The following is an 18,373-nucleotide window of genomic DNA, read 5'->3' on the forward strand; positions in this document are numbered from 1 at the left end:
TCCGGAAGCCGGAGGCGGCGCTTTTTTGCATCGCCTCCGGAATTTTGACGTATTTCGGCTCAGGCGGCGCGGCGCGAAGCTGCCGGAACGGAGCGCTCATGGACGCCGGTGCGGAAGCGCTGCAGCAAACCGACGAGGCTTTCGACTTCGCTTCGGAGACGCTTCGTCTCGGAGGAGGTGCGTTCGACCATGCCCGAGTTCTGCTGGGTGATGGTGTCCATGTTGCGGATTGCAACACTGACCTCGTTGACGCCGGTTGCCTGATCCCGGGCAGCGGCCGCGATGTCTGCAACGAAGCGGTTGATGATGTCGATGCGGGTGATCATATCGCTCAGCGCCTCGCCGGTGCTGCTGACGATGCCGACGCCCTCATTGACCTGAACCGAGCTCTCCGAGATCAGCTTCTTGATTTCCTTGGCCGCATCTGCGGTGCGCTGCGCAAGCTGGCGGACTTCCTGGGCGACGACGGCAAAGCCCTTGCCCGCGTCTCCGGCACGGGCTGCCTCGACGCCGGCATTCAGGGCCAGCAGGTTGGTCTGGAAGGCGATCTCGTCGATGACGCCGATGATCTTGGCGATCTCGGTCGAGGATTTCTCGATCCCCGCCATTGCCGAAACGGCGCTGTTGACGAGCTCGCCGGAGTTCTTTGCCTTCTGCTGTGTGTCGCGCACCGCATCGGAGGCTTTCTCGGCGTTTGCAGCCGTCTGGCCGACGCTGACCGACAATTGCTGCAGGGCGGCCGAGCTTTCCTCGACGCCGGCTGCCTGCTGCGCGGTGCGCAGCGCCAGGTCGTCCGAACCCTTCGCGATCACGGCGGTCCCCTGAAGGATTTCGCCCGAGGTTGCGCGGACGGACGCGAAGGACGTGCGCAAGGCGGCGACGGCACGGTTATAGTCCTCGGCCATATCCTTGAATTTTCCGGGCAGATCGGCCGGCAGAGTGGCTTCAAGATCGCCGTTCGACAGCGCTTCAAGGCCCCGGCGAAGATGATCGAGCGCGATCGTCTGATCCGATTCCGCCTTGACGCGTTCCTCTTCGAGCTTCAGCCGTTTTTGTTCTAGCGTTTCGAGATAGACTGAAATGGAATAATCCATATCGAGCATGGCGGCCTTGACGACTGCCGTAATCTTCTCCGCAAGCACCTTGCCCTGCTGCCGCGCAAACATCGAGGGCCACTGCTTGTCCATCAGCCCCTTGATCAGATCGCTCATCAGCAGAGCATAGCCGCCGATGTACCAGCGCGGCTCGAGACCGATGCGGGCATGCGTCCTGCCGACGGCCATGACGCCATTGACGTAGGCTTCGTCGAAATTTCCACCGGCGAGATTCGCCCAATGATCTTCCTGGCGCTTCTTGGCGCTGTTCATATGCGACTTGTCGGCGAAGAAGCCGGCAACCGCGGGCGTTTTTCCCAGCTTTCCATAGAAACGGTCGAGCGCGCTACCGAGCAGCGCGGAGATCGTCGGGCGCATCTCACGCAACGCCGCACGCGCCCCATCGTCAAGCTCGATGAAATCGAGACGTTGCTTGAGCGCGTTGTCGGATGGCTGAGTCGTCATGATATCTCTGCTTTGTAATTGATGTTGAAAGAGAAATTTGAGCAGAGCTTTTGCCCAATATAGTTTAGCAAAGGTTAAACGGGGATCCGATTTGTCGGCGGGTGCTTCGACGACGGTCGCCACAGCGTGCACAGGAAGCATCCGCTTGTTCACGTTTTGATCTAGCCAACAGGATCGAGTTTGATATTGTAGCGGGATGAACGCTGCCACCGAATCGCTTTCCGCCACCCTTTCGCAGATCAGCCCTTCGATGCTGGCGCTCGCCGGCGGCGGCATCGCCGCGCTGATCGTCCTGATCATCGTCCTCCTCCTTCGCAGCAGCCAGCTGCGCCAGGAGCAGGCCGAGGAGGCGAGCGAGCGGGCGGCCGACGCGGATGCGCGCATGGCAGAACTTCTGAGGATCCAGGCCGAGATGCACGGGCGCATGTCTGCGATGACCGAGGTATTCGGATCCCGGCAGGCGGAATTCAACCAGGCGATCAACCAGCGCCTGGACGGTATGTCGCAGCGCGTCAGCAGCACGATCACGGAGCAGACCCGATCGACGCACGAGAACCTGCAGCGGCTGCAGGAACGGCTGGCGGTGATCGATGCCGCACAGAACAATATCCAGACGTTGGCGAAAGACGTCGTCGGCTTGCAGGCAATTCTCTCCAACAAGCAGACGCGCGGCGCCTTCGGACAGTCACGCATGGAGACCATCGTCGCCGACGGACTGCCGATGGGGGCCTTTGCCTTCCAGCAGACGCTTTCCAACGGATCCCGCCCGGACTGCACGATCCGCATGCCGAACGGCGCACCGCCGCTGGTCATCGACGCGAAGTTTCCGCTTGAAGCATGGAATGCGATCCGCGAAGCAGGGGGGCCGGAGCTTGCCAAGGCAGCGTCGCAGCAGTTCCGCCGCGATATGGAAACGCACATCCGGGATATCTCGGAAAAGTACCTGCTCCAGGGCGAAACGCAGGAGACTGCGTTCCTGTTCGTCCCCTCTGAATCCATTTTCGCTGAAATCCACGAGAATTTCGAGGCGGTCGTACAGAAGGCCCACCGTGCTCGCATCGTGATCGTTTCGCCGTCGTTGCTTATGCTCTCCATCCAGGTCATCCAAGCTGTCCTCAAGGACCAGCGGATGCGGGCGCAGGCGCATGTGATCCAGGGCGAAGTTGCCAATCTCATGGACGACCTCAGCCGGCTGGACGAGCGCGTCCGCAAGCTGCAGGGCCATTTCGCGCTTGCCCAGAAGGACGTCGACCTGATCGTCACGTCGGCCGACAAGCTGAGCAAGCGAGGCGGCAGGATCGAGGCTCTCGAATTCGAGGGCGGGGAGACAGGAAAATCCGGACGCGAGAGCGAACCGCCGCCGAAATCCATCGACAGCCGCACGGGGCTTCTGAAGCTCAGAGTGGTTGACGACGAGTAAGCCATTCAGGCAGTGTCCCGCGACAGAAGCATTTGACGGGACACCCTCATGATCACAGTTTTCGGCTCCATCAACATGGACCTCATCGCCACGACGGAACGGTTGCCCAAGCCCGGCGAAACGGTTGCTGGCAACAGCTTTTCGACGGCTGCGGGCGGCAAGGGCGCCAACCAGGCGCTCGCCGCCCGGCGTGCCGGCCGCGCGGTGCATCTGGCGGGCGCCGTCGGCAGGGACGGCTTCGCCGGACCGGCGCTGGCGCTTCTGAAGGATGCCGGGACGCAGCTCGAAGCCGTCAAGCAGGTTGACGAGCCGACGGGAACGGCCCTGATCCTGGTCGGCGGCGACGGCGAGAACATGATCGCCGTCGTGCCGGGTGCGAACGGCACCGTGACCGCGGCGGGCGCAGACCTTGCCGTCGGCGCCATGAGCAAGGGCGACATCCTGATGCTCCAGCTTGAAATTCCGGTTCCTGCGGTCGAGCGGGCGCTGGCTGCGGCGCGCGCCGGCGGCGTCATCACCGTTCTCAACCTTGCACCGCTGATCGATGACGCAGGGCGGCTCGGGCGCATTGCCGATATCGTCATCGCCAACGAGACGGAGTTCGAGCGCCTCGCGGGCCGGGAGAACATGGGGCCTGACGACCGCGAGGCGGCCCTGAAGCAAATCCACGGCGAAACGGGGCAGACGCTGATCGTCACGCTCGGGGCAGATGGCGTCATCGCGATCCGCGACAGCGTCATTTTCCGTGCCAAGGGGCTGAAGATCGAACCCGTGGACACGGTCGGAGCCGGAGATACGTTCTGCGGTTATTTCGCCGCCGGCCTCGACGAGGGGCTCGATTTCGAGACCGCGCTACGGCGTGCTGCGGTCGCCGGGTCGCTCGCGTGCCTCACGCAGGGTGCCCAGCCGTCCATTCCCCTCAGCGCCGACGTCGCAAACAAACTATAGGGCGTTTCTGCCTGCGACATTTCGGGAGACTTCGTCGTCGCGGGCAGCAACTTCATCGTATTTCACTTAAATTTAAGAGGTTTCTGGCGATCTTTCGCTTGAGCGCCAGACTCTCTCTCAAAGGGATGGCTTTCGTCACGGCTGCTCCATGAAGGGGCGATGCCTTTGCCTCTGTGCCGATGAATGCATTGTCCGGCACATCCTTGCTCCCGAGGAATACATGTTCATCTTTCGCATGAAGTCGCTTGCGGCCAAGCTTATCCTGATTACAGGCGTAGCCATCGCGCTTGTTCTCTTCGTTTCCAACTTTTTCCTCATCGGCGAGACCCGCGACCGCGTCCAGACGCTGACCATGGATCAGGCCAATCTCGAGGCGAAATCGATCGCCAACGAAGTTGCCTCGTCGGTCGGCGAACTGGCGGGCGCCGCCCGTTCGATGGCCGGTACGATCGGCCGCGGCCAGGAAGGCAAGTACCTCGACCGCAAGGCCGTGCTGGACATGCTGAAAGCCAATGTCGAGCGCAACGCCTTTGCGTTCGGCAGCTGGTTTGCGGAAGAGCCGAACGCCTTCGACGGACAATCGCCCAGCATGGCCGGCAAGACCGACTTCGGCGCCGCCAAGGACGGGACCTTCAATCCCTACTGGACCAAGCGCAAGGACGGCGGGTTCGCCTTCTCGACCTTCGATTCCGACTACAAGGCCGATTGGTACGCCCTCGCGGCGGCAAGCAAGAAGGGCGCGCTCTCGCCACCCTATGCCGAGACGACCACCGGCGAGAACACGGCCATGACATCGATCGCCTATCCGGTCATGTCCGGCGGCAAGATGATCGGCGTCAGCGGCGTCGATATCTCGCTCAAGTCCCTCGCGGACAAGCTTTCCACTCTCCATCCTTTCGGCTCCGGCCGCGTTACGCTGCTCTCGCAAACCGGCAACTGGATTGTTCCGCCGAAGGCCGATCTGTCCATGAAGGCGTATGACGGCGAAGGCGCGGATGCGGTCAAGGGCGCGCTTTCCACCTTGCAGCCGTCCGTCGTCCCCAACCTGACCTACGACGGCTATGAGCCTTTCGATCGCGTCGTCTATCCGTTCGCCCTGCCTGATATCAACACGACCTGGGTCGTTCTGGTGGATGTCCCCCACAGCGCCATCAACGCGCCGGTAAAGGACCAGACCTTCATGATGATCGTTGCCGGAATTCTGGTTCTGACGGCTGTCATGCTTGCTCTCTACTTCGCCGTCCGCTCCCTCGTTCAGCGTCCTCTGAGCGGCCTGGTGGCGAGCGTCAAGGCGCTCAGCGACGGTCGCTACGAGCAGCCGGTCGCCGGCCAGGATCGCGCCGACGAAATCGGCTCCGTTGCCAAGGCCCTGGAAGGCTTCCGCTTCGCGCTTGCCGATACCCAGCGTCTAGAAGCCGAAGCCAACAACCAGCGCGACGCCGCCGAGAACGAACGCAGCCGTTCGGAAACCGAGCGCCAGCAGTCCGTCAGCCTGCAGCGTCACATCGTGTCCATCGTCGGAGCGGGCCTTTCGGAACTGTCGCAGGGCAACCTCGGCCATCGCATCACCGACGAGTTCCCGGGCGAGTACGACAAGCTGAAGCAGGACTTCAACGCTGCACTCGCAAGCCTTGAGGAAACCATCAACACGATGAACCACAGCGTCGTGAACATCGGCTCCGGCACCAGCGAAATCAGCGGCAGCGCCTCCGATCTCGCCAAGCGCACCGAACAGCAGGCCGCGAGCCTGGAGGAAACGGCAGCGGCCCTCAACGAACTCACGGCACAGGTCAATTCCAGCGCCGAGAATGCGCGCACGGCGGCCGACAACGTCAACCATGCCTGCGAGGACGCCGAGAAGTCCGGCGAAGTCGTTCGCAAGGCGATCTCTTCCATGCACGGCATCGAACAGTCGTCGACGGAAGTCTCCCGCATCATCGGCGTGATCGACGAGATTGCGTTCCAGACGAACCTGCTGGCCCTCAACGCGGGCGTCGAGGCCGCACGCGCCGGTGAAGCCGGCAAGGGTTTCGCCGTCGTCGCCCAGGAAGTCCGCGAACTCGCACAGCGGTCCGCAAATGCAGCCAAGGAGATCAAGACGCTGATCAACACCTCGGCCGTCCAGGTCAAGGAAGGCGTCGATCTCGTCGGCCGAGCCGGCGACACGCTGCACAAGATCTCCGAGCAGGTGATGGGCATCAACAGCCTGATCCGGGAGATTTCGGCCTCGGCCAGCGAGCAGGCGATCGGCCTCAAGGAAATCAACCAGGCCATGAACCAGATGGACCAGGTGACGCAGCAGAACGCCGCGATGGTCGAAGAAACGACCGCCGCCAGCGTGACATTGAACGACGAGGCCCAGACGCTGAAGCAACTGGTCATGCGCTTCCGGGTCACTGGCTCCGGCAACGCATCCGCGCTTCGCTCGACCGCGCAGCAGATGCGCGCCCCGGCCGCTGCGCCGAGCTATCGTCAGGCTGCCGCTCCGGCGCCGCGCCGCGTCGTCGCACAGTCGCATGGTTCTGCAGCGCTTGCACAGGACAACTGGGAAGAATTCTGAGCCGAAGCAACGGCTGAAACGGAAAGAGGCGCCTGAGCAATCAGGCGCCTCTTTCGTCTTCCTATGGAGTGTTGTCAGGCCGCGTTGGACGTCTGCTCTTCGTTCAGAAACGCATAAATCGCCGAAGCGGAATCCGTCGCCCGCAGCTTGGCCACGAGGTCGTGATCGCGCAGGACACGGGCAATCCGCGACAGAGCCTTCAAATGATCGGCGCCGGCGCCCTCTGGCGCCAGAAGCAGAAACACCAGGTCGACCGGCTGGTCGTCCAATGCTTCGAAATCCACCGGTTGGTCCAGACGTGCGAAGATCCCGACGATGGAATGGACGCTTGCGAGCTTGCCGTGCGGTATGGCGATGCCATTGCCGACACCGGTGGAACCGAGGCGCTCACGCTGCAGAACAACGTCGAAAATCTCACGCTCGGACAGCCCGGTCACTTTCGACGCCTTGGCCGCCAATTCCTGCAAGAGCTGTTTCTTGGAATTTACCCTGAGAGCGGGAATGATCGCATTTTGCTGCAGCAAATCTGCCAATGCCATTTCTTTTTCCTTCTGTGCCGAGACTTGGGGAGCGGCAGGCGACCTGCCGCCCTCGCCTCGATCTCAGCCTTTGATGTTGGCTGCGTCTATCCAGCCAATGTTGCCGTCTTGCCGACGGTAAACGATGTTCAACTCGTCTTTGCCGGGGCTGCGGAAAAGCAGCAGCGGCTCGTCCGTCATGTCGAGCGCCATGACGGCGGTCGCTACGGACATGGTCTTCAGTTGCTTCGTGCTTTCCGCGACGATTGCCGGAGCAAAGTCGTCAGCAACTTCCTCGTCGTGATCCGGCATACCGTCCATGACGGTGTAGGCGACCTCGGCAAAACCATTCAGATGATTCCCGGCATGATGATCCTTAAGCTTGCGCTTGTAGCGGCGAAGTCGCTTCTCAATTCGTGCGGAAGCGGCATCGAATGCCAATTGCGGATCCATCGCCTCGCCCGCGGCGTGCAACACGACCCCGCTGTCGAGATGAACCTTGCAATCGGCGGAAAAGCGGGCGTTGGCCTTCTGCACGATGACCTGACTAGAATACCCTCCGTCGAAGTATTTCGTGACGGCCACACCAATTTGGTCCTCTATCCGCTGCCGGAAGGAGTCACCAATTTCCATATGTTTACCGGATACACGCACACTCATGGAGTTTCCCTTCTTATGTGGTTTGCGGGTACCAGTTTACGCCAAGGCTCATCAGCATCCAAGCACTTCGCTCGATCTCAAGCAAGATCGGCCGAAGTTCTCGGCTGCGGGGCGCCCTGAGGATGATGGGGATAACCTCCGACGCTATTCACAGCGCCAATCGCGGCGGCTTCTAGCCAGAAGTTACCAAAAAGTCAACAACAGCTCTATTTCACGCGGAAATGCACACGCAGGTCGTACCGACCCTACTCGTCAGAAGCCCGCGACTTTGGCGAGGGCTCGCTTCTCCCGCCGGCGCTGAACGGAGGAAGCAATATTCATCGCTTCACGATACTTCGCAACCGTCCGCCGAGCAAGCTCGATGCCGCCCTTGTTGAGGATATCCACGATATCGTCATCGGAGAGAACTGCCTCCGGCCTTTCCTGCATGATGAGTGCACGGATCTTGTGGCGCACGGCCTCGGCCGAATGGCTGTCGCCCCCCTCTACCGCGCCGATCGACACCGTGAAGAAATACTTGAGTTCGAAGAGCCCCCGCGGCGTCAGCATGTACTTGTTGGAGGTGACGCGGCTGACGGTGGACTCATGCATCTTGATCGCATCGGCCACCGTCTTCAGATTGAGGGGGCGCAGGTGGTCGACGCCATGAAGAAGAAAGGCATCCTGCTGGCGAACGATCTCGCTGGCGACCTTCATGATCGTCTTGGCCCGCTGGTCCAGGCTGCGCGTCAGCCAGTTGGCGCTCTGCAGGCAGTCCGACAGGAAAGCATGGTCCTCGCCGTTCTTCGTCACATTGGCGAAATAGGACTGGCTGACGAGAACGCGCGGCAGCGCATCGGGATTGAGCTCGACCTGCCAGCTGCCGTCGGAGGCTGCCCTGACCACGACATCCGGCATGATGCCTTCCGAGACGCTGGCCTCAAAACCGCTGCCCGGCTTGGGATTGAGTTGACGAATTTCGCTCAGCATGTCGAGGAGATCTTCCTCGTCCACGCCGCAGATGCGCTTCAGGGTGGCGAAATCGCGGCGTGCCAGCAGTTCGAGATTGCCCACGAATGCTTTCATCGCCGGATCATAGCGATCCTTTTGCCGAAGCTGGATCGCAAGGCATTCCGACAGACTGCGGGCAAAAACGCCAGGCGGATCAAGGGTCTGCAGCGACGCAAGCACGCGTTCGACGTCGTTCAGGGTGGTACCAAGCCGCTCGGCGGCTTCGCCGAGATCCGCATGCAGGTACCCGGCTTCATCGAGCTGATCGCCCAGGAACTGGGCAATCAAGCGATCGGCCATGTCGGACAGAAGGAACGGCAATTGCTGCGCCAGATGGTCGCGAAGCGACACCTGGCCGGCAACGAAGTCGTCGAGATCGTAGGATTCCGTCCCGTCCCCGCCGCCGGGCATCGATTTCCACTGGCTGATGAGTTCGGGCGCATCGGCGCGTTGCGGAACGCCATCGTCGGGAAACACGTTCGAATAGTTGGCGTCGAGTTCATCGGTCATGCGGCCCGCGCCGGCACTGTCGGTCCGATCCGACCAATCGCCGGACATGACTTCCGTGCGGCTGTCGTACTCGCCGTCCGAGCTTGCCTCTTCGGCCTGGCGCGCATAGGCATCGTCTTCTTCCGCGCTGCGCTCGCTGCCTGTTTCCGCGTCATTTGACGGAAAGTCGAGCAGCGGGTTCTTCTCGACTTCCTGCGCGATGAACTGCGTAAGCTCGAAATGCGTCATCTGAAGCAGCTGAATCGACTGCATGAGCTGCGGCGTCATGACCAGCGACTGGCTTTGGCGTAGGAAGAGATTGGCCGAAAGTGCCATAGCGGACGCGAAACTCCCGTTCATTTCCTCCGGGAAACCGCGTCCTGCAACGGGGGTCAGGCCACGGAAATCCAAGTTGGCCCAAAAATTGCTTTTTTATTCTACTTGGTCAAGCGGGATGTGACAGGAAGGTGAATTTCCGTCGCATGCAAACGCCATCAAAGGCTGAAGTTGTCGCCCAGGTAGAGCCGGCGCACTTCCGGATTGTTGACGATGTCATTTGCCCTGCCATGCGTCAGCACTTCGCCCGCATGAATGATGTAGGCGCGATCGATCAAGCCGAGCGTCTCGCGCACATTGTGGTCGGTAATGAGAACGCCGATGCCGCGCGCCGTCAGGTGGTGGACGAGATTCTGAATGTCCGAAACAGAGATCGGATCGACGCCCGCGAACGGCTCGTCGAGAAGCATGAAGGTCGGGTCGGTAGCGAGCGCACGGGCAATTTCCAGGCGACGGCGTTCGCCACCCGACAAGGACACTGCAGCGCTCTCGCGAAGCTTGCGGATATGAAACTCGTCCAGGAGTTCGTCGAGTTTCTTCTCGCGCGCAGCCTTGTCCTTGACATGCACTTCCAAAACCGCGCGGATATTTTCCTCGACCGTCAGTCCGCGGAAGATCGAGGCTTCCTGCGGCAGGTAACCGACGCCAAGCCGGGATCGACGATACATCGGCATCGACGTCACGTCGTTGCCATCGATCTCGATCGTGCCTTCGTCGACCGGCACCAGGCCGGTGATCATATAGAAACAGGTCGTCTTGCCCGCGCCGTTCGGGCCGAGCAGCCCGACGGCCTCGCCGCGCCGCACGACGAGGGAGACGCCGTTCACGACACGCCGGGTGCTGTAGGTCTTGGTCAGACCGCGCGCAATGAGCGTGCCCTGGTAGCGGCTTTTATCAGTGGCAGCGGCATCGGTCGCAGCGTGCGAACCGGCCTTGCCGAACTTGGTCGATAGCGAGAATAATTTCACGTGGTGAGGCCGGGGTCAGTTCTTATTCTGTGATTTAGGATCGAGCTGGATCTGGACGCGCCCCCCACAACTGTCCAGTTGAGCCTCTCCTGTCGCCATGTGCACCGTCAGCTGGCAACCTGTGAAGACGTTCGGCCCGTCGGAGAGAACCACCTTGTCACCCTTGAGGATGAAAAGCTGCTTCGCCATGTCGAACGAACCGTTGTCAGCCGTTGCGGTCTGCGTGCCCGAAGTCAAGAACACATTGTCGGTGACGATGATGTGATCGATATCGGCGTTGCCCGAGGCAATGGAAGCCGGAGCCTCTTTGCTGGCTGCCTCCTTGTTGGCGGCCTTCGTCTCGGATGCCTTCGTCGCGGCACCGTTGGCAGCATTGGCATCGGCCTTCGGCTTGTAGAAGACCGTCATATGACCCGCCTGCAGCGTGGTCGTGCCCTGCACGACCTTGACGTTGCCGGTAAAGTCGGCGGTGTGTTCCTGATCGTGGATCTCCAGCTTGTCGCTTTCGATCTGGATCGGTTCATCCTTGTTGAGCTTCAGCCCGCTCATCTGACTGGTGGTCGCCTGCGCCAACGCGCCCCCGGCCAACAGCATGAGCGCAAGCGCACCGTTGAAGAATACTGCACCCGACTTGCGGGTAGAAATGCGACAATCGTTTGCCATAGTGACCCGGCTTGTTAAGTGCCCTGTTTGCGAATGACGGATGGATCAACATTCATGCGAACATTCCCCTCGAATGTGATCGTCCGACCCTTATCCGTCATCTTGAGCGAGTGCGCAACAACCGATGCGCCATCTTTTTCAATCGTAACGGGATCGCTCGTCGTCAGTTTCCCGCCCTTTACGTCCACCTGGGCAGTCTGGAACTTGGCGCTCAGGCCGTTGCTCAAGTTAATCGTGAAGGGCGATTTGACGTTCAGATTATCTGTTGCTCGGTCGTAGTCGGCCGTCGTCGCCTCGACGCGAGCGATCAGGTCATCCTTGATGGGCACCGCCGCCTTGACGGTTTCGAGGGTGATGAGATTGGGGTTCTTGATGTCCTGCAGCGCACGCTCGGCGAGCATCGAATAGTTGATTCCAGCGGCGTTGCGGCCCGCGATGGCGGGCTTCTCCATCACGACCTTGCCGTTTTCGATCCTTGCGCCTTCAATCTTGATATTCTCGGGCAGGTAGGTGCGGATGACCGAAACGCCGATGAACACCAAAGAGACGATCACGGCAGCCACAGGAAGCAGGACCTTCAGCCGGCGAACCCGCGCAGAGTGAAACCGCGCGTCGCCATATGCGTTCCTTGCGGAATTCGCGTAGGCAGCCTGTCCGCCGTTGTTCAATGTGTTGAGCATAATTCCGGTCCGTGTCGCCGATCGTTAGCGTATATAGGCATTGCCTCGCCCGATCACAGTTCATTTCGCATTATTACACTGGCTTGCCAATATGGATTTTTTTCTGCAACAAGCAAGAAAACCACAAAACCCGGCAAAGCGGCATTTCCGCATCCCTGCGGAACTCTAGATGGATTGAGTTGCCCAAGCATTGCGGATCTGGAGGAAAGAATGGACAGTTCGATGATCGCGGATCGCCGCAGGTTGCGCCGCAAGCTTGGCTTCTGGCGTATCGTCGCCGTTCTGCTGATCGTGGCGCTCGGGCTTGCGGCCTATCAATTTCTTTTGGGCGATGCCGCGACAAACCGGCCGCATGTCGCCCATGTCACCATTTCGGGGCTGATCACCGACGACAGCGAACTTCTCGATCGGCTCGACACGATCGAGAAGAACGACGCGGTGAAGGCCGTCATTGTGTCCATTTCTTCGCCCGGGGGCACTACCTACGGCGGCGAGCGGATTTTCAAGGCAATCCGCGCCATCTCCGCCAAGAAGCCTGTCGTCTCGGACGTGCGCACCCTTGCCGCCTCGGCGGGCTACATGATCGCAACGGCGGGCGACATGGTGATCGCCGGCGACAGCTCGATCACCGGCTCGATCGGCGTCATTTTCCAGTACCCGCAGGTCAAGCCGCTGCTCGACAAGCTCGGCGTCTCGATGGAAGAGATCAAGTCCTCGCCGCTGAAGGCGGAGCCCTCGCCATTCCATCCCGCCAGCGAGGAGGCCAAGGCGATGATCAACGGCATGGTCGTTGACAGCTACGGCTGGTTCGTCGATCTGGTCGCCGACAGGCGCAAGATGCCGCGCGACGAGGTGCTGAAACTTGCCGACGGCACGATCTTCACGGGACGCCAGGCGCTCAAGGTCAAGCTGATCGATCAGATCGGCGGCGATGACGAAATCCGCGCCTACCTGGCAACCCGGAAAGTCGACAAGGACCTTCCGGAAATTGACTGGGACAAGAAGCGCAACACCGCTTTTCTGTTCGCCGGGGCAGCGTCGCGGGTATTGACCCTTCTTGGCTACGGCGATCTTGCCAGAAGCGAAGACCTTACCGGAATTCTGCCGCAGAAGTTGCTTCTTGACGGGCTCCTTTCAGTTTGGCAGGTTGGCCACGATTGATAAGAAATCAATAATTTAAGGGGGCGACTGTGATCAAGTCCGAACTGGTGCAGATAGTTGCGGCACGCAACCCGCATCTCTATCATCGCGACGTCGAAAATATCGTCAACGCGGTGCTCGACGAGATCACGGACGCGCTCGCGGCAGGCAATCGAGTCGAGCTGCGCGGCTTTGGCGCCTTCTCGGTGAAGAACCGTCCCTCGCGCTCCGGTCGCAACCCGCGTACGGGCGATACGGTGTTCGTCGAGGAGAAGTGGGTTCCGTTCTTCAAGACCGGCAAGGAGCTGCGCGAGCGGCTGAACCCCGGACAAGGCGATCAGGACGATTGACCGTTGCCGGGCGCTGGCGCCCGACGAAAAGCCGGACTTGACCTTCATGCGGCCCATTCTATCCTGTGGCCGAACGATGGTCGTGGGCCCGATCGCCCGGCCGGGGCATAAGGAGACCGAACCATGACGAAGAAGATCCTTAACCTTCTGATTTTTCTTCCTCTCGGGGTGATCCTGATCATCTTCTGTGTCGCCAACCGGCAGACCGTGTCGATGGCGTTCAATCCCTTCCGGCCGGACGACCAGGTGTTGTCGCTCTCCGCTCCTTTCTTCGTTTTCATTTTTGTCGCGCTCATCATCGGCATGATCGCCGGCTCGGCGGCCACGTGGCTCAACCAGAGCAAACACCGCAAGCGTGCGCGTTCCGAAGCGAAGGAAGCCGTTCGCTGGCAGAGCGAGGCCGATCGACACAAGACGCGTGCGGAGGAAATTGCTGGGCAGCTGCCGTCGCGATAGCGCCTGGAGTGCAGGCCCGCCGCCTGTCGGCGACAAGCGTCTCCGCCCCATCCTGAACCCGTGCCCTGCAACCCGAGAAATTCGGACGGCGAAGGCTTGCCGCGAGCAATGTGCCTTCATAGCTATATACGGATGATCCGTTGCGCCTGTGCTACGCACTTGCTGTTTCACCGCCTCAGCGCCACGCCTTAGAGGATGAAACCATGAATATCGACAGAATCCTGAGGTCCGTCGTGGCCGTACGTACCTCAATCCCCGAAGATGCCTTTACGGCCGATGCACTCGGCATCCGCCGCGAGGGCAGCGGCGTTGTCATCAAAGAGACCGGGCTGGTGCTGACGATCGGCTACCTGATCACCGAAGCGGAAGAGGTCTGGCTGACGACGAACGAGGGACACGTCGTTGCCGCCCACGCGCTTGCCTACGACCAGGAGACCGGCTTTGGCCTGCTGCAGGCACTCGGCGAACTCGGGCTTCCCGCTCTTGATTTCGGCGATGCGGCGAAAGCCGGCGTCGGCGATCCGGTCGTGCTGGCAGACGGTATCGGGCAGTTCGTCGAGGCTAAGATCGTCGCCAAGCAGGAGTTTGCCGGCTACTGGGAATACCTGCTCGACGAAGCGATCTTCACGACGCCCGCCCATCCCTCCTGGGGCGGTGCACCGCTCGTCGATTCGAACGGGAAGCTCCTGGGGATCGGGTCGCTGCGCCTGCAGATGAACCAGAGCGGCGAGGTCGCGGACATCAACATGGTCGTTCCGATCAACCTCCTGCCACCCATCCTCGACGACCTCTTGACGCGGGGCCACGTGAACAAGCCGCCGCGGCCATGGCTTGGCGCGTTTTCCGCCGAGAGCAACGGCGACGTCATCGTGATGAGCGTGGCTGAGGGAAGCCCCGCCGATCAGGCCGGGCTGCAGCAGGGCGACATCATCTCGGAGATTCGCGACGGGGAAGTCGACGGTCTTGCCGACTTCTACCGGAAGGTCTGGAGCAGCGGTGCCGCCGGCGCCGAAATCCCCATCCGGGTTCTGCGCGATGGCCGCGAGGCCTGGCTGCGCGTGCGGTCGGCGGACCGGAACGCCTTTCTGAGAAAGCCGCAGCTGCAGTAGGGCCGCTATCTCGGCGGCGTAAAGCTCAGCTCTTCGTAGTCGCCTTCGGCCGAACTGCCGCTGCCGGTCACCGCGAAACCGTTGGTCAGGTAAAAAGCCTTGGCGCCGCTGTTCTTGACGAGGCACTTCAGCCGGTATTTCTGGCGCGGCCAGTCCGGCAATGCCCGCAGGAGGGCATTGCCCGCGCCCTTTCCTTGCCACACCTTGCGGACGTAAAGCATGTGAATGAAATCGTCCGGGGGCCAAAGCGTCATGAACCCGGCGATCTCGCCTTCCGGCGTCTCGGCAAGCCAAACGATCTCGCCCTGCGTATGGGCGAAGAAGTCCCCATGATGGAACTGGGACGCTGCGACCCAGGTGAAAGTCTCGCGGCGGACCGTAAGATAGATATCGGCGAGTTCCTCGCGTTCCGGCCCTTCAGGAGCTCTCACAATCCATTCCATGAACACCGGATTAGACGACGCATTGAGGCCTGCCAACTCCTTCGTGCTCCTTATTCTGCGGCTTTTGCACTGGCGGCGGCGTTGAAGTCCGAAAAGAACTGCTGCGCCAGTTTCTGCGACGTGGAATCGATCAACCGGGCCCCGAGCTGGGCGATCTTGCCGCCGACCTGGGCGTTGGCCCTGTACTGGAGGATCGTATCGGTGCCCTCCTCCTTCAGCGTCACGTCGGCGCCGCCCTTGGCAAAGCCTGCAATGCCACCCTTGCCTTCACCCGAGATCGTGTAGCTTTCCGGCGCGTTGATGTTGGAAAGCGTGACCTCGCCGTTGAAGGTGGCGGAGACCGGACCGATCTTGATTTTGACGGTTGCCGCAAGCTCCGTCGGCGACTTCAGTTCGAGGTTCTGACACCCCGGGATACACTGCCTCAGCACGTCCGGGTCGTTCAATGCAGCCCATACGACATCCCGCGGGGCCGTGATCCGTTCTTCGCCGGTCAAGTCCATCCGAAATCCTCCCATTTCGACCTGGCTTAAACTATCACAGCGGGAAAGCGCTTTGCCAAGGTGAAACGGAATGCTATTTGCACCAACTCTATCGAATTCAGCAGGCGGAAGACCACGTTGAGACAGAAAGAACGCCGGCCGGGCCAGAAGTCCGCAGCCGGCCCCTCCGGAGGACGCCGCAACGACGATCGCGGCACCAGCCGCCCGCTGAAGGTTGCGGGCAAGACCGTCCCTGCCCGGGAAGCCCCGCGCGAACCCGCCGGCGCGGCTGCGAGCGAACGGCCGCTGATGGCGCGCACCGGAGAACGCCCTACCGAACGGGTGCCGGTCATCCTCGAATCTCTCGGCGCCGGCGATTTCCATCTGATCGACAGCGGCAATGGCGAGAAGCTGGAGCAGTACGGTCCCTATCGGATCATCCGCCCGGAAGGCCAGGCGCTGTGGCGGCCGTCGCTGCCGGCGCATGTCTGGGAGAAGGTCGATGCCGCCTTCACCGGCGATACCGACGAAGAGGGCACCGGACGCTGGCGCTTCCCCAAGGATGCGCTGGGCGAAACCTGGCCACTCAATCTGCTCGGCGTCGATTTCCTCGGGCGTTTCACCTCCTTCCGCCATGTCGGGGTATTTCCCGAGCAGATCGTGCACTGGACATGGATGAAGCAGCAGGTCGAGGCGGCCGGACGGCCGCTCAAGGTGCTGAACCTCTTCGGCTACACCGGTGTCGCATCGCTGGTTGCGGCAGCGGCCGGCGCAGAAGTCACCCATGTCGATGCCTCGAAGAAGGCAATCGGCTGGGCGCGCGAAAACCAGGCGCTCAGCCGCCTCGACAAGGCGCCGATCCGCTGGATCTGCGAAGACGCGATGAAGTTCATCCTGCGTGAGGAACGCCGCGGCAATGCCTACGACATCATCCTCACCGATCCGCCGAAATTCGGTCGCGGCCCGAACGGCGAGGTCTGGCACCTGTTCGACCATCTGCCTGTCATGCTCGACGTCTGCCGCGAGATCCTGTCGCCGAACGCCGTCGGCCTGGTGCTGACAGCCTATTCGATCCGGGCCAGCTTCTATTCGATCCACGAGCTGATGCGCGAGACGATGCGCGGCGCCGGCGGCGTGGTCGAGTCGGGCGAACTGGTGATCCGCGAAGCCGGGCTGGACGGCAAGACGCCGAGCCGCGCGCTCTCCACCTCCCTCTTCTCCCGCTGGGTGCCGAAATGAGCCATGAACACAGGGGCTCCGGCCCTCACAAGGTCGGCCAGGTGAAAGAGGTCACCTCGCTTGCCAATCCCATCATCAAGGACATCAAGTCGCTCAGCGACAAGAAGACCCGCGAGCAGAGCGGCACCTTCATGGCCGAGGGCCTGAAGCTCGTGATTGACGCGATCGAACTCGGCTGGACGATCCGCACGCTGGTCTATGCAAAGGCCGCCAAGGGAAAGCCGCTGGTCGAGCAGATGGCCGCGAAGACCGTCGCCTCCGGCGGACTGGTGCTCGAAGTCAGCGAGAAGGTGCTCTCCTCGATCACCCGGCGCGACAATCCGCAGATGGTGGTCGGCGTCTTCGAAACCCGCTGGAAGGCGCTTCGCGACGTTCACCCCAGGCAGGGCGAAACATGGATAGCGCTCGACCGCGTCCGCGATCCCGGCAATCTCGGCACGATCATCCGCACGGCGGACGCCGCCGGCGCCTCCGGCGTCATCCTGGTCGGCGAAACCACCGATCCGTTCTCACTGGAGACCGTGCGCGCCACCATGGGTTCGGTCTTTGCCGTGCCCGTCGCCCGCGCCACCCCGGAAGAATTCATCGCATGGAAGAGGCACGCGGGCGTTTCCGTCGTCGCCACGCATCTTGCCGGATCGGTCGATTACCGGACGATCGACTACAAGAAGAAGCCGGTCGTCATCCTGATGGGCAACGAACAATCCGGCCTGCCCGAGCAGCTGGCAAGGGAAGCCGACGCGCTTGCCCGCATCCCGCAGCAGGGCCGCGCCGACTCGCTCAACCTCGCCGTTGCCAGCGCCGTCATGATGTTCGAGGCGCGCCGCCATCTCCTCTCACTCTCCGAGGCCAAATGACCGAACAGACGCAAGACCGACCGGCGCTGTTTTCGCGCCCGCTGCCGATCCTGATCTTCGTCGCCATCGCCGTCGTGCTTGACCAGATCGTCAAGATCGTCGTCGATCACACCTTGCCGCTGCAGGAGATGGTTCCCGTCGTCCCGATGCTGGCGCTTTACCGCACCTACAATCTCGGCGTGGCCTTCTCCATGCTGTCGGGCATGGACGGCTGGTTCATCGTTGGCATGCGGCTGATCATCGTCGGCTTCGTCATCTGGCTATGGCGGCGGACCGGGAAGCAGCGCACCTTCGCGCATCTCGGCTACGCGCTGATCATCGCCGGCGCGCTCGGAAACCTCATCGACCGCTTCCTTTACGGTCACGTGATCGACTATATCCTGTTTCATACGGAGACATGGTCGTTCGCCGTTTTCAACCTGGCCGACAGTTTCATTACGATCGGCGCGGGCTGCGTGATTCTAGACGAACTGGTGCAACCTAAAAGCTCGGATCGCTAAAGTTTT

Annotated in this window: 19 protein-coding genes; 10 read left to right on the plus strand and 9 right to left on the minus strand. The window is 61.4% G+C overall.

Features of this window, described 5'->3' with window-relative positions:
• Positions 1 to 59: 59 nt before the first annotated feature.
• A complete protein-coding gene (locus ASC97_RS31610) occupies positions 60 to 1,559 on the minus strand; it encodes a globin-coupled sensor protein (RefSeq protein ID WP_057472287.1) in 1,500 nt (499 codons plus the stop codon).
• A 196-nt stretch (positions 1,560 to 1,755) separates the two neighbouring features.
• Here ASC97_RS31610 and ASC97_RS31615 point away from each other — a divergent pair, with 196 nt between their 5' ends.
• The 3 genes from ASC97_RS31615 (at position 1,756) to ASC97_RS31625 (ending at position 6,487) form a co-directional block, all read left to right on the plus strand.
• Positions 1,756 to 2,979 (plus strand): DNA recombination protein RmuC, encoded by a 1,224-nt coding sequence (locus tag ASC97_RS31615; protein WP_057472288.1) that lies wholly within the window; start codon positions 1,756 to 1,758, stop codon positions 2,977 to 2,979.
• A 48-nt stretch (positions 2,980 to 3,027) separates the two neighbouring features.
• On the plus strand, positions 3,028 to 3,927 hold the full coding sequence (locus ASC97_RS31620) for a ribokinase (protein WP_057472289.1): 900 nt from the start codon (positions 3,028 to 3,030) through the stop codon (positions 3,925 to 3,927).
• A gap of 220 nt (positions 3,928 to 4,147) precedes the next feature.
• Positions 4,148 to 6,487, plus strand: a complete 2,340-nt coding sequence (locus tag ASC97_RS31625; protein WP_057472290.1) for a methyl-accepting chemotaxis protein — start codon at positions 4,148 to 4,150, stop codon at positions 6,485 to 6,487.
• A 74-nt stretch (positions 6,488 to 6,561) separates the two neighbouring features.
• Here the strand turns inward: ASC97_RS31625 and ptsN are convergent, their stop codons facing one another.
• The 6 genes from ptsN to lptC all read right to left on the minus strand — a co-directional run bounded on the left by ptsN (position 6,562) and on the right by lptC (position 11,791).
• On the minus strand, positions 6,562 to 7,026 hold the full coding sequence (ptsN, locus tag ASC97_RS31630) for a PTS IIA-like nitrogen regulatory protein PtsN (protein ID WP_007529605.1): 465 nt from the start codon (positions 7,024 to 7,026) through the stop codon (positions 6,562 to 6,564).
• A gap of 63 nt (positions 7,027 to 7,089) precedes the next feature.
• Positions 7,090 to 7,665, minus strand: coding sequence for a ribosome hibernation-promoting factor, HPF/YfiA family (hpf, locus tag ASC97_RS31635; RefSeq protein WP_057472291.1), 576 nt, complete (start codon positions 7,663 to 7,665; stop codon positions 7,090 to 7,092).
• Between the two features lie 252 nt (positions 7,666 to 7,917).
• Positions 7,918 to 9,480 carry an RNA polymerase factor sigma-54 gene (rpoN, locus tag ASC97_RS31640; protein ID WP_057472292.1) on the minus strand — a complete coding sequence of 521 codons (1,563 nt, stop codon included), beginning with the start codon at positions 9,478 to 9,480 and terminating at the stop codon, positions 7,918 to 7,920.
• A gap of 158 nt (positions 9,481 to 9,638) precedes the next feature.
• The gene (gene lptB / locus ASC97_RS31645) at positions 9,639 to 10,448 is read right to left on the minus strand and encodes an LPS export ABC transporter ATP-binding protein (protein ID WP_057472293.1); all 810 of its coding nucleotides are present in this window, start codon (positions 10,446 to 10,448) and stop codon (positions 9,639 to 9,641) included.
• Between the two features lie 15 nt (positions 10,449 to 10,463).
• Positions 10,464 to 11,111, minus strand: a complete 648-nt coding sequence (locus ASC97_RS31650) for an LptA/OstA family protein (protein ID WP_057472294.1) — start codon at positions 11,109 to 11,111, stop codon at positions 10,464 to 10,466.
• A gap of 14 nt (positions 11,112 to 11,125) precedes the next feature.
• Positions 11,126 to 11,791, minus strand: coding sequence for an LPS export ABC transporter periplasmic protein LptC (gene lptC / locus ASC97_RS31655; RefSeq protein WP_057472295.1), 666 nt, complete (start codon positions 11,789 to 11,791; stop codon positions 11,126 to 11,128).
• A gap of 210 nt (positions 11,792 to 12,001) precedes the next feature.
• Between lptC and sppA the strand changes: the two genes are divergently transcribed.
• The 4 genes from sppA (at position 12,002) to ASC97_RS31675 (ending at position 14,846) form a co-directional block, all read left to right on the plus strand.
• A complete protein-coding gene (sppA, locus tag ASC97_RS31660) occupies positions 12,002 to 12,952 on the plus strand; it encodes a signal peptide peptidase SppA (RefSeq protein ID WP_057472296.1) in 951 nt (316 codons plus the stop codon).
• 29 nt (positions 12,953 to 12,981) lie between these two features.
• The gene (locus ASC97_RS31665; protein WP_057472297.1) at positions 12,982 to 13,281 is read left to right on the plus strand and encodes an integration host factor subunit beta; all 300 of its coding nucleotides are present in this window, start codon (positions 12,982 to 12,984) and stop codon (positions 13,279 to 13,281) included.
• 123 nt (positions 13,282 to 13,404) lie between these two features.
• On the plus strand, positions 13,405 to 13,737 hold the full coding sequence (locus ASC97_RS31670) for a DUF1049 domain-containing protein (protein ID WP_057472298.1): 333 nt from the start codon (positions 13,405 to 13,407) through the stop codon (positions 13,735 to 13,737).
• Between the two features lie 203 nt (positions 13,738 to 13,940).
• Positions 13,941 to 14,846 (plus strand): S1C family serine protease, encoded by a 906-nt coding sequence (locus ASC97_RS31675; protein WP_057472299.1) that lies wholly within the window; start codon positions 13,941 to 13,943, stop codon positions 14,844 to 14,846.
• Between the two features lie 5 nt (positions 14,847 to 14,851).
• Here ASC97_RS31675 and ASC97_RS31680 read toward each other — a convergent pair whose 3' ends face one another.
• Together ASC97_RS31680 and ASC97_RS31685 are read right to left on the minus strand one after the other, a co-directional pair.
• Positions 14,852 to 15,289 carry a GNAT family N-acetyltransferase gene (locus ASC97_RS31680; protein WP_057472300.1) on the minus strand — a complete coding sequence of 146 codons (438 nt, stop codon included), beginning with the start codon at positions 15,287 to 15,289 and terminating at the stop codon, positions 14,852 to 14,854.
• Positions 15,290 to 15,339: 50 nt separating this feature from the next.
• Positions 15,340 to 15,792, minus strand: a complete 453-nt coding sequence (locus ASC97_RS31685; RefSeq protein WP_057472301.1) for an SRPBCC family protein — start codon at positions 15,790 to 15,792, stop codon at positions 15,340 to 15,342.
• Between the two features lie 117 nt (positions 15,793 to 15,909).
• Between ASC97_RS31685 and ASC97_RS31690 the strand changes: the two genes are divergently transcribed.
• The 3 genes from ASC97_RS31690 to lspA are packed head-to-tail and all read left to right on the plus strand — an operon-like array spanning position 15,910 to position 18,367.
• Positions 15,910 to 17,010 (plus strand): class I SAM-dependent methyltransferase, encoded by a 1,101-nt coding sequence (locus tag ASC97_RS31690; RefSeq protein WP_057472302.1) that lies wholly within the window; start codon positions 15,910 to 15,912, stop codon positions 17,008 to 17,010.
• Positions 17,007 to 17,867 carry a TrmH family RNA methyltransferase gene (locus ASC97_RS31695; protein WP_057472303.1) on the plus strand — a complete coding sequence of 287 codons (861 nt, stop codon included), beginning with the start codon at positions 17,007 to 17,009 and terminating at the stop codon, positions 17,865 to 17,867. Before ASC97_RS31690 ends, ASC97_RS31695 begins: the two co-directional genes overlap by 4 nt.
• On the plus strand, positions 17,864 to 18,367 hold the full coding sequence (lspA, locus tag ASC97_RS31700) for a signal peptidase II (RefSeq protein WP_057472304.1): 504 nt from the start codon (positions 17,864 to 17,866) through the stop codon (positions 18,365 to 18,367). The genes ASC97_RS31695 and lspA overlap by 4 nt, the downstream gene beginning before the upstream one ends.
• The last annotated feature ends 6 nt before the right edge of the window (positions 18,368 to 18,373 follow it).

The organism is Rhizobium sp. Root1203 (assembly GCF_001424945.1).
Lineage (GTDB): Bacteria > Pseudomonadota > Alphaproteobacteria > Rhizobiales > Rhizobiaceae > Rhizobium.

What these genes read in the sequence shown, in the direction of transcription:
- ASC97_RS31610 (WP_057472287.1), bottom strand. Translation starts at nt 1,559, where the DNA reads ATGACGACTCAGCCATCCGACAACGCGCTCAAGCAACGTCTCGATTTC.
- ASC97_RS31615 (WP_057472288.1), top strand. Translation starts at nt 1,756, where the DNA reads ATGAACGCTGCCACCGAATCGCTTTCCGCCACCCTTTCGCAGATCAGC.
- ASC97_RS31620 (WP_057472289.1), top strand. Translation starts at nt 3,028, where the DNA reads ATGATCACAGTTTTCGGCTCCATCAACATGGACCTCATCGCCACGACG.
- ASC97_RS31625 (WP_057472290.1), top strand. Translation starts at nt 4,148, where the DNA reads ATGTTCATCTTTCGCATGAAGTCGCTTGCGGCCAAGCTTATCCTGATT.
- ptsN (WP_007529605.1), bottom strand. Translation starts at nt 7,026, where the DNA reads ATGGCATTGGCAGATTTGCTGCAGCAAAATGCGATCATTCCCGCTCTC.
- hpf (WP_057472291.1), bottom strand. Translation starts at nt 7,665, where the DNA reads ATGAGTGTGCGTGTATCCGGTAAACATATGGAAATTGGTGACTCCTTC.
- rpoN (WP_057472292.1), bottom strand. Translation starts at nt 9,480, where the DNA reads ATGGCACTTTCGGCCAATCTCTTCCTACGCCAAAGCCAGTCGCTGGTC.
- ASC97_RS31650 (WP_057472294.1), bottom strand. Translation starts at nt 11,111, where the DNA reads ATGGCAAACGATTGTCGCATTTCTACCCGCAAGTCGGGTGCAGTATTC.
- lptC (WP_057472295.1), bottom strand. Translation starts at nt 11,791, where the DNA reads ATGCTCAACACATTGAACAACGGCGGACAGGCTGCCTACGCGAATTCC.
- sppA (WP_057472296.1), top strand. Translation starts at nt 12,002, where the DNA reads ATGGACAGTTCGATGATCGCGGATCGCCGCAGGTTGCGCCGCAAGCTT.
- ASC97_RS31670 (WP_057472298.1), top strand. Translation starts at nt 13,405, where the DNA reads ATGACGAAGAAGATCCTTAACCTTCTGATTTTTCTTCCTCTCGGGGTG.
- ASC97_RS31675 (WP_057472299.1), top strand. Translation starts at nt 13,941, where the DNA reads ATGAATATCGACAGAATCCTGAGGTCCGTCGTGGCCGTACGTACCTCA.
- ASC97_RS31680 (WP_057472300.1), bottom strand. Translation starts at nt 15,289, where the DNA reads ATGGAATGGATTGTGAGAGCTCCTGAAGGGCCGGAACGCGAGGAACTC.
- ASC97_RS31685 (WP_057472301.1), bottom strand. Translation starts at nt 15,792, where the DNA reads ATGGACTTGACCGGCGAAGAACGGATCACGGCCCCGCGGGATGTCGTA.
- ASC97_RS31695 (WP_057472303.1), top strand. Translation starts at nt 17,007, where the DNA reads ATGAGCCATGAACACAGGGGCTCCGGCCCTCACAAGGTCGGCCAGGTG.
- lspA (WP_057472304.1), top strand. Translation starts at nt 17,864, where the DNA reads ATGACCGAACAGACGCAAGACCGACCGGCGCTGTTTTCGCGCCCGCTG.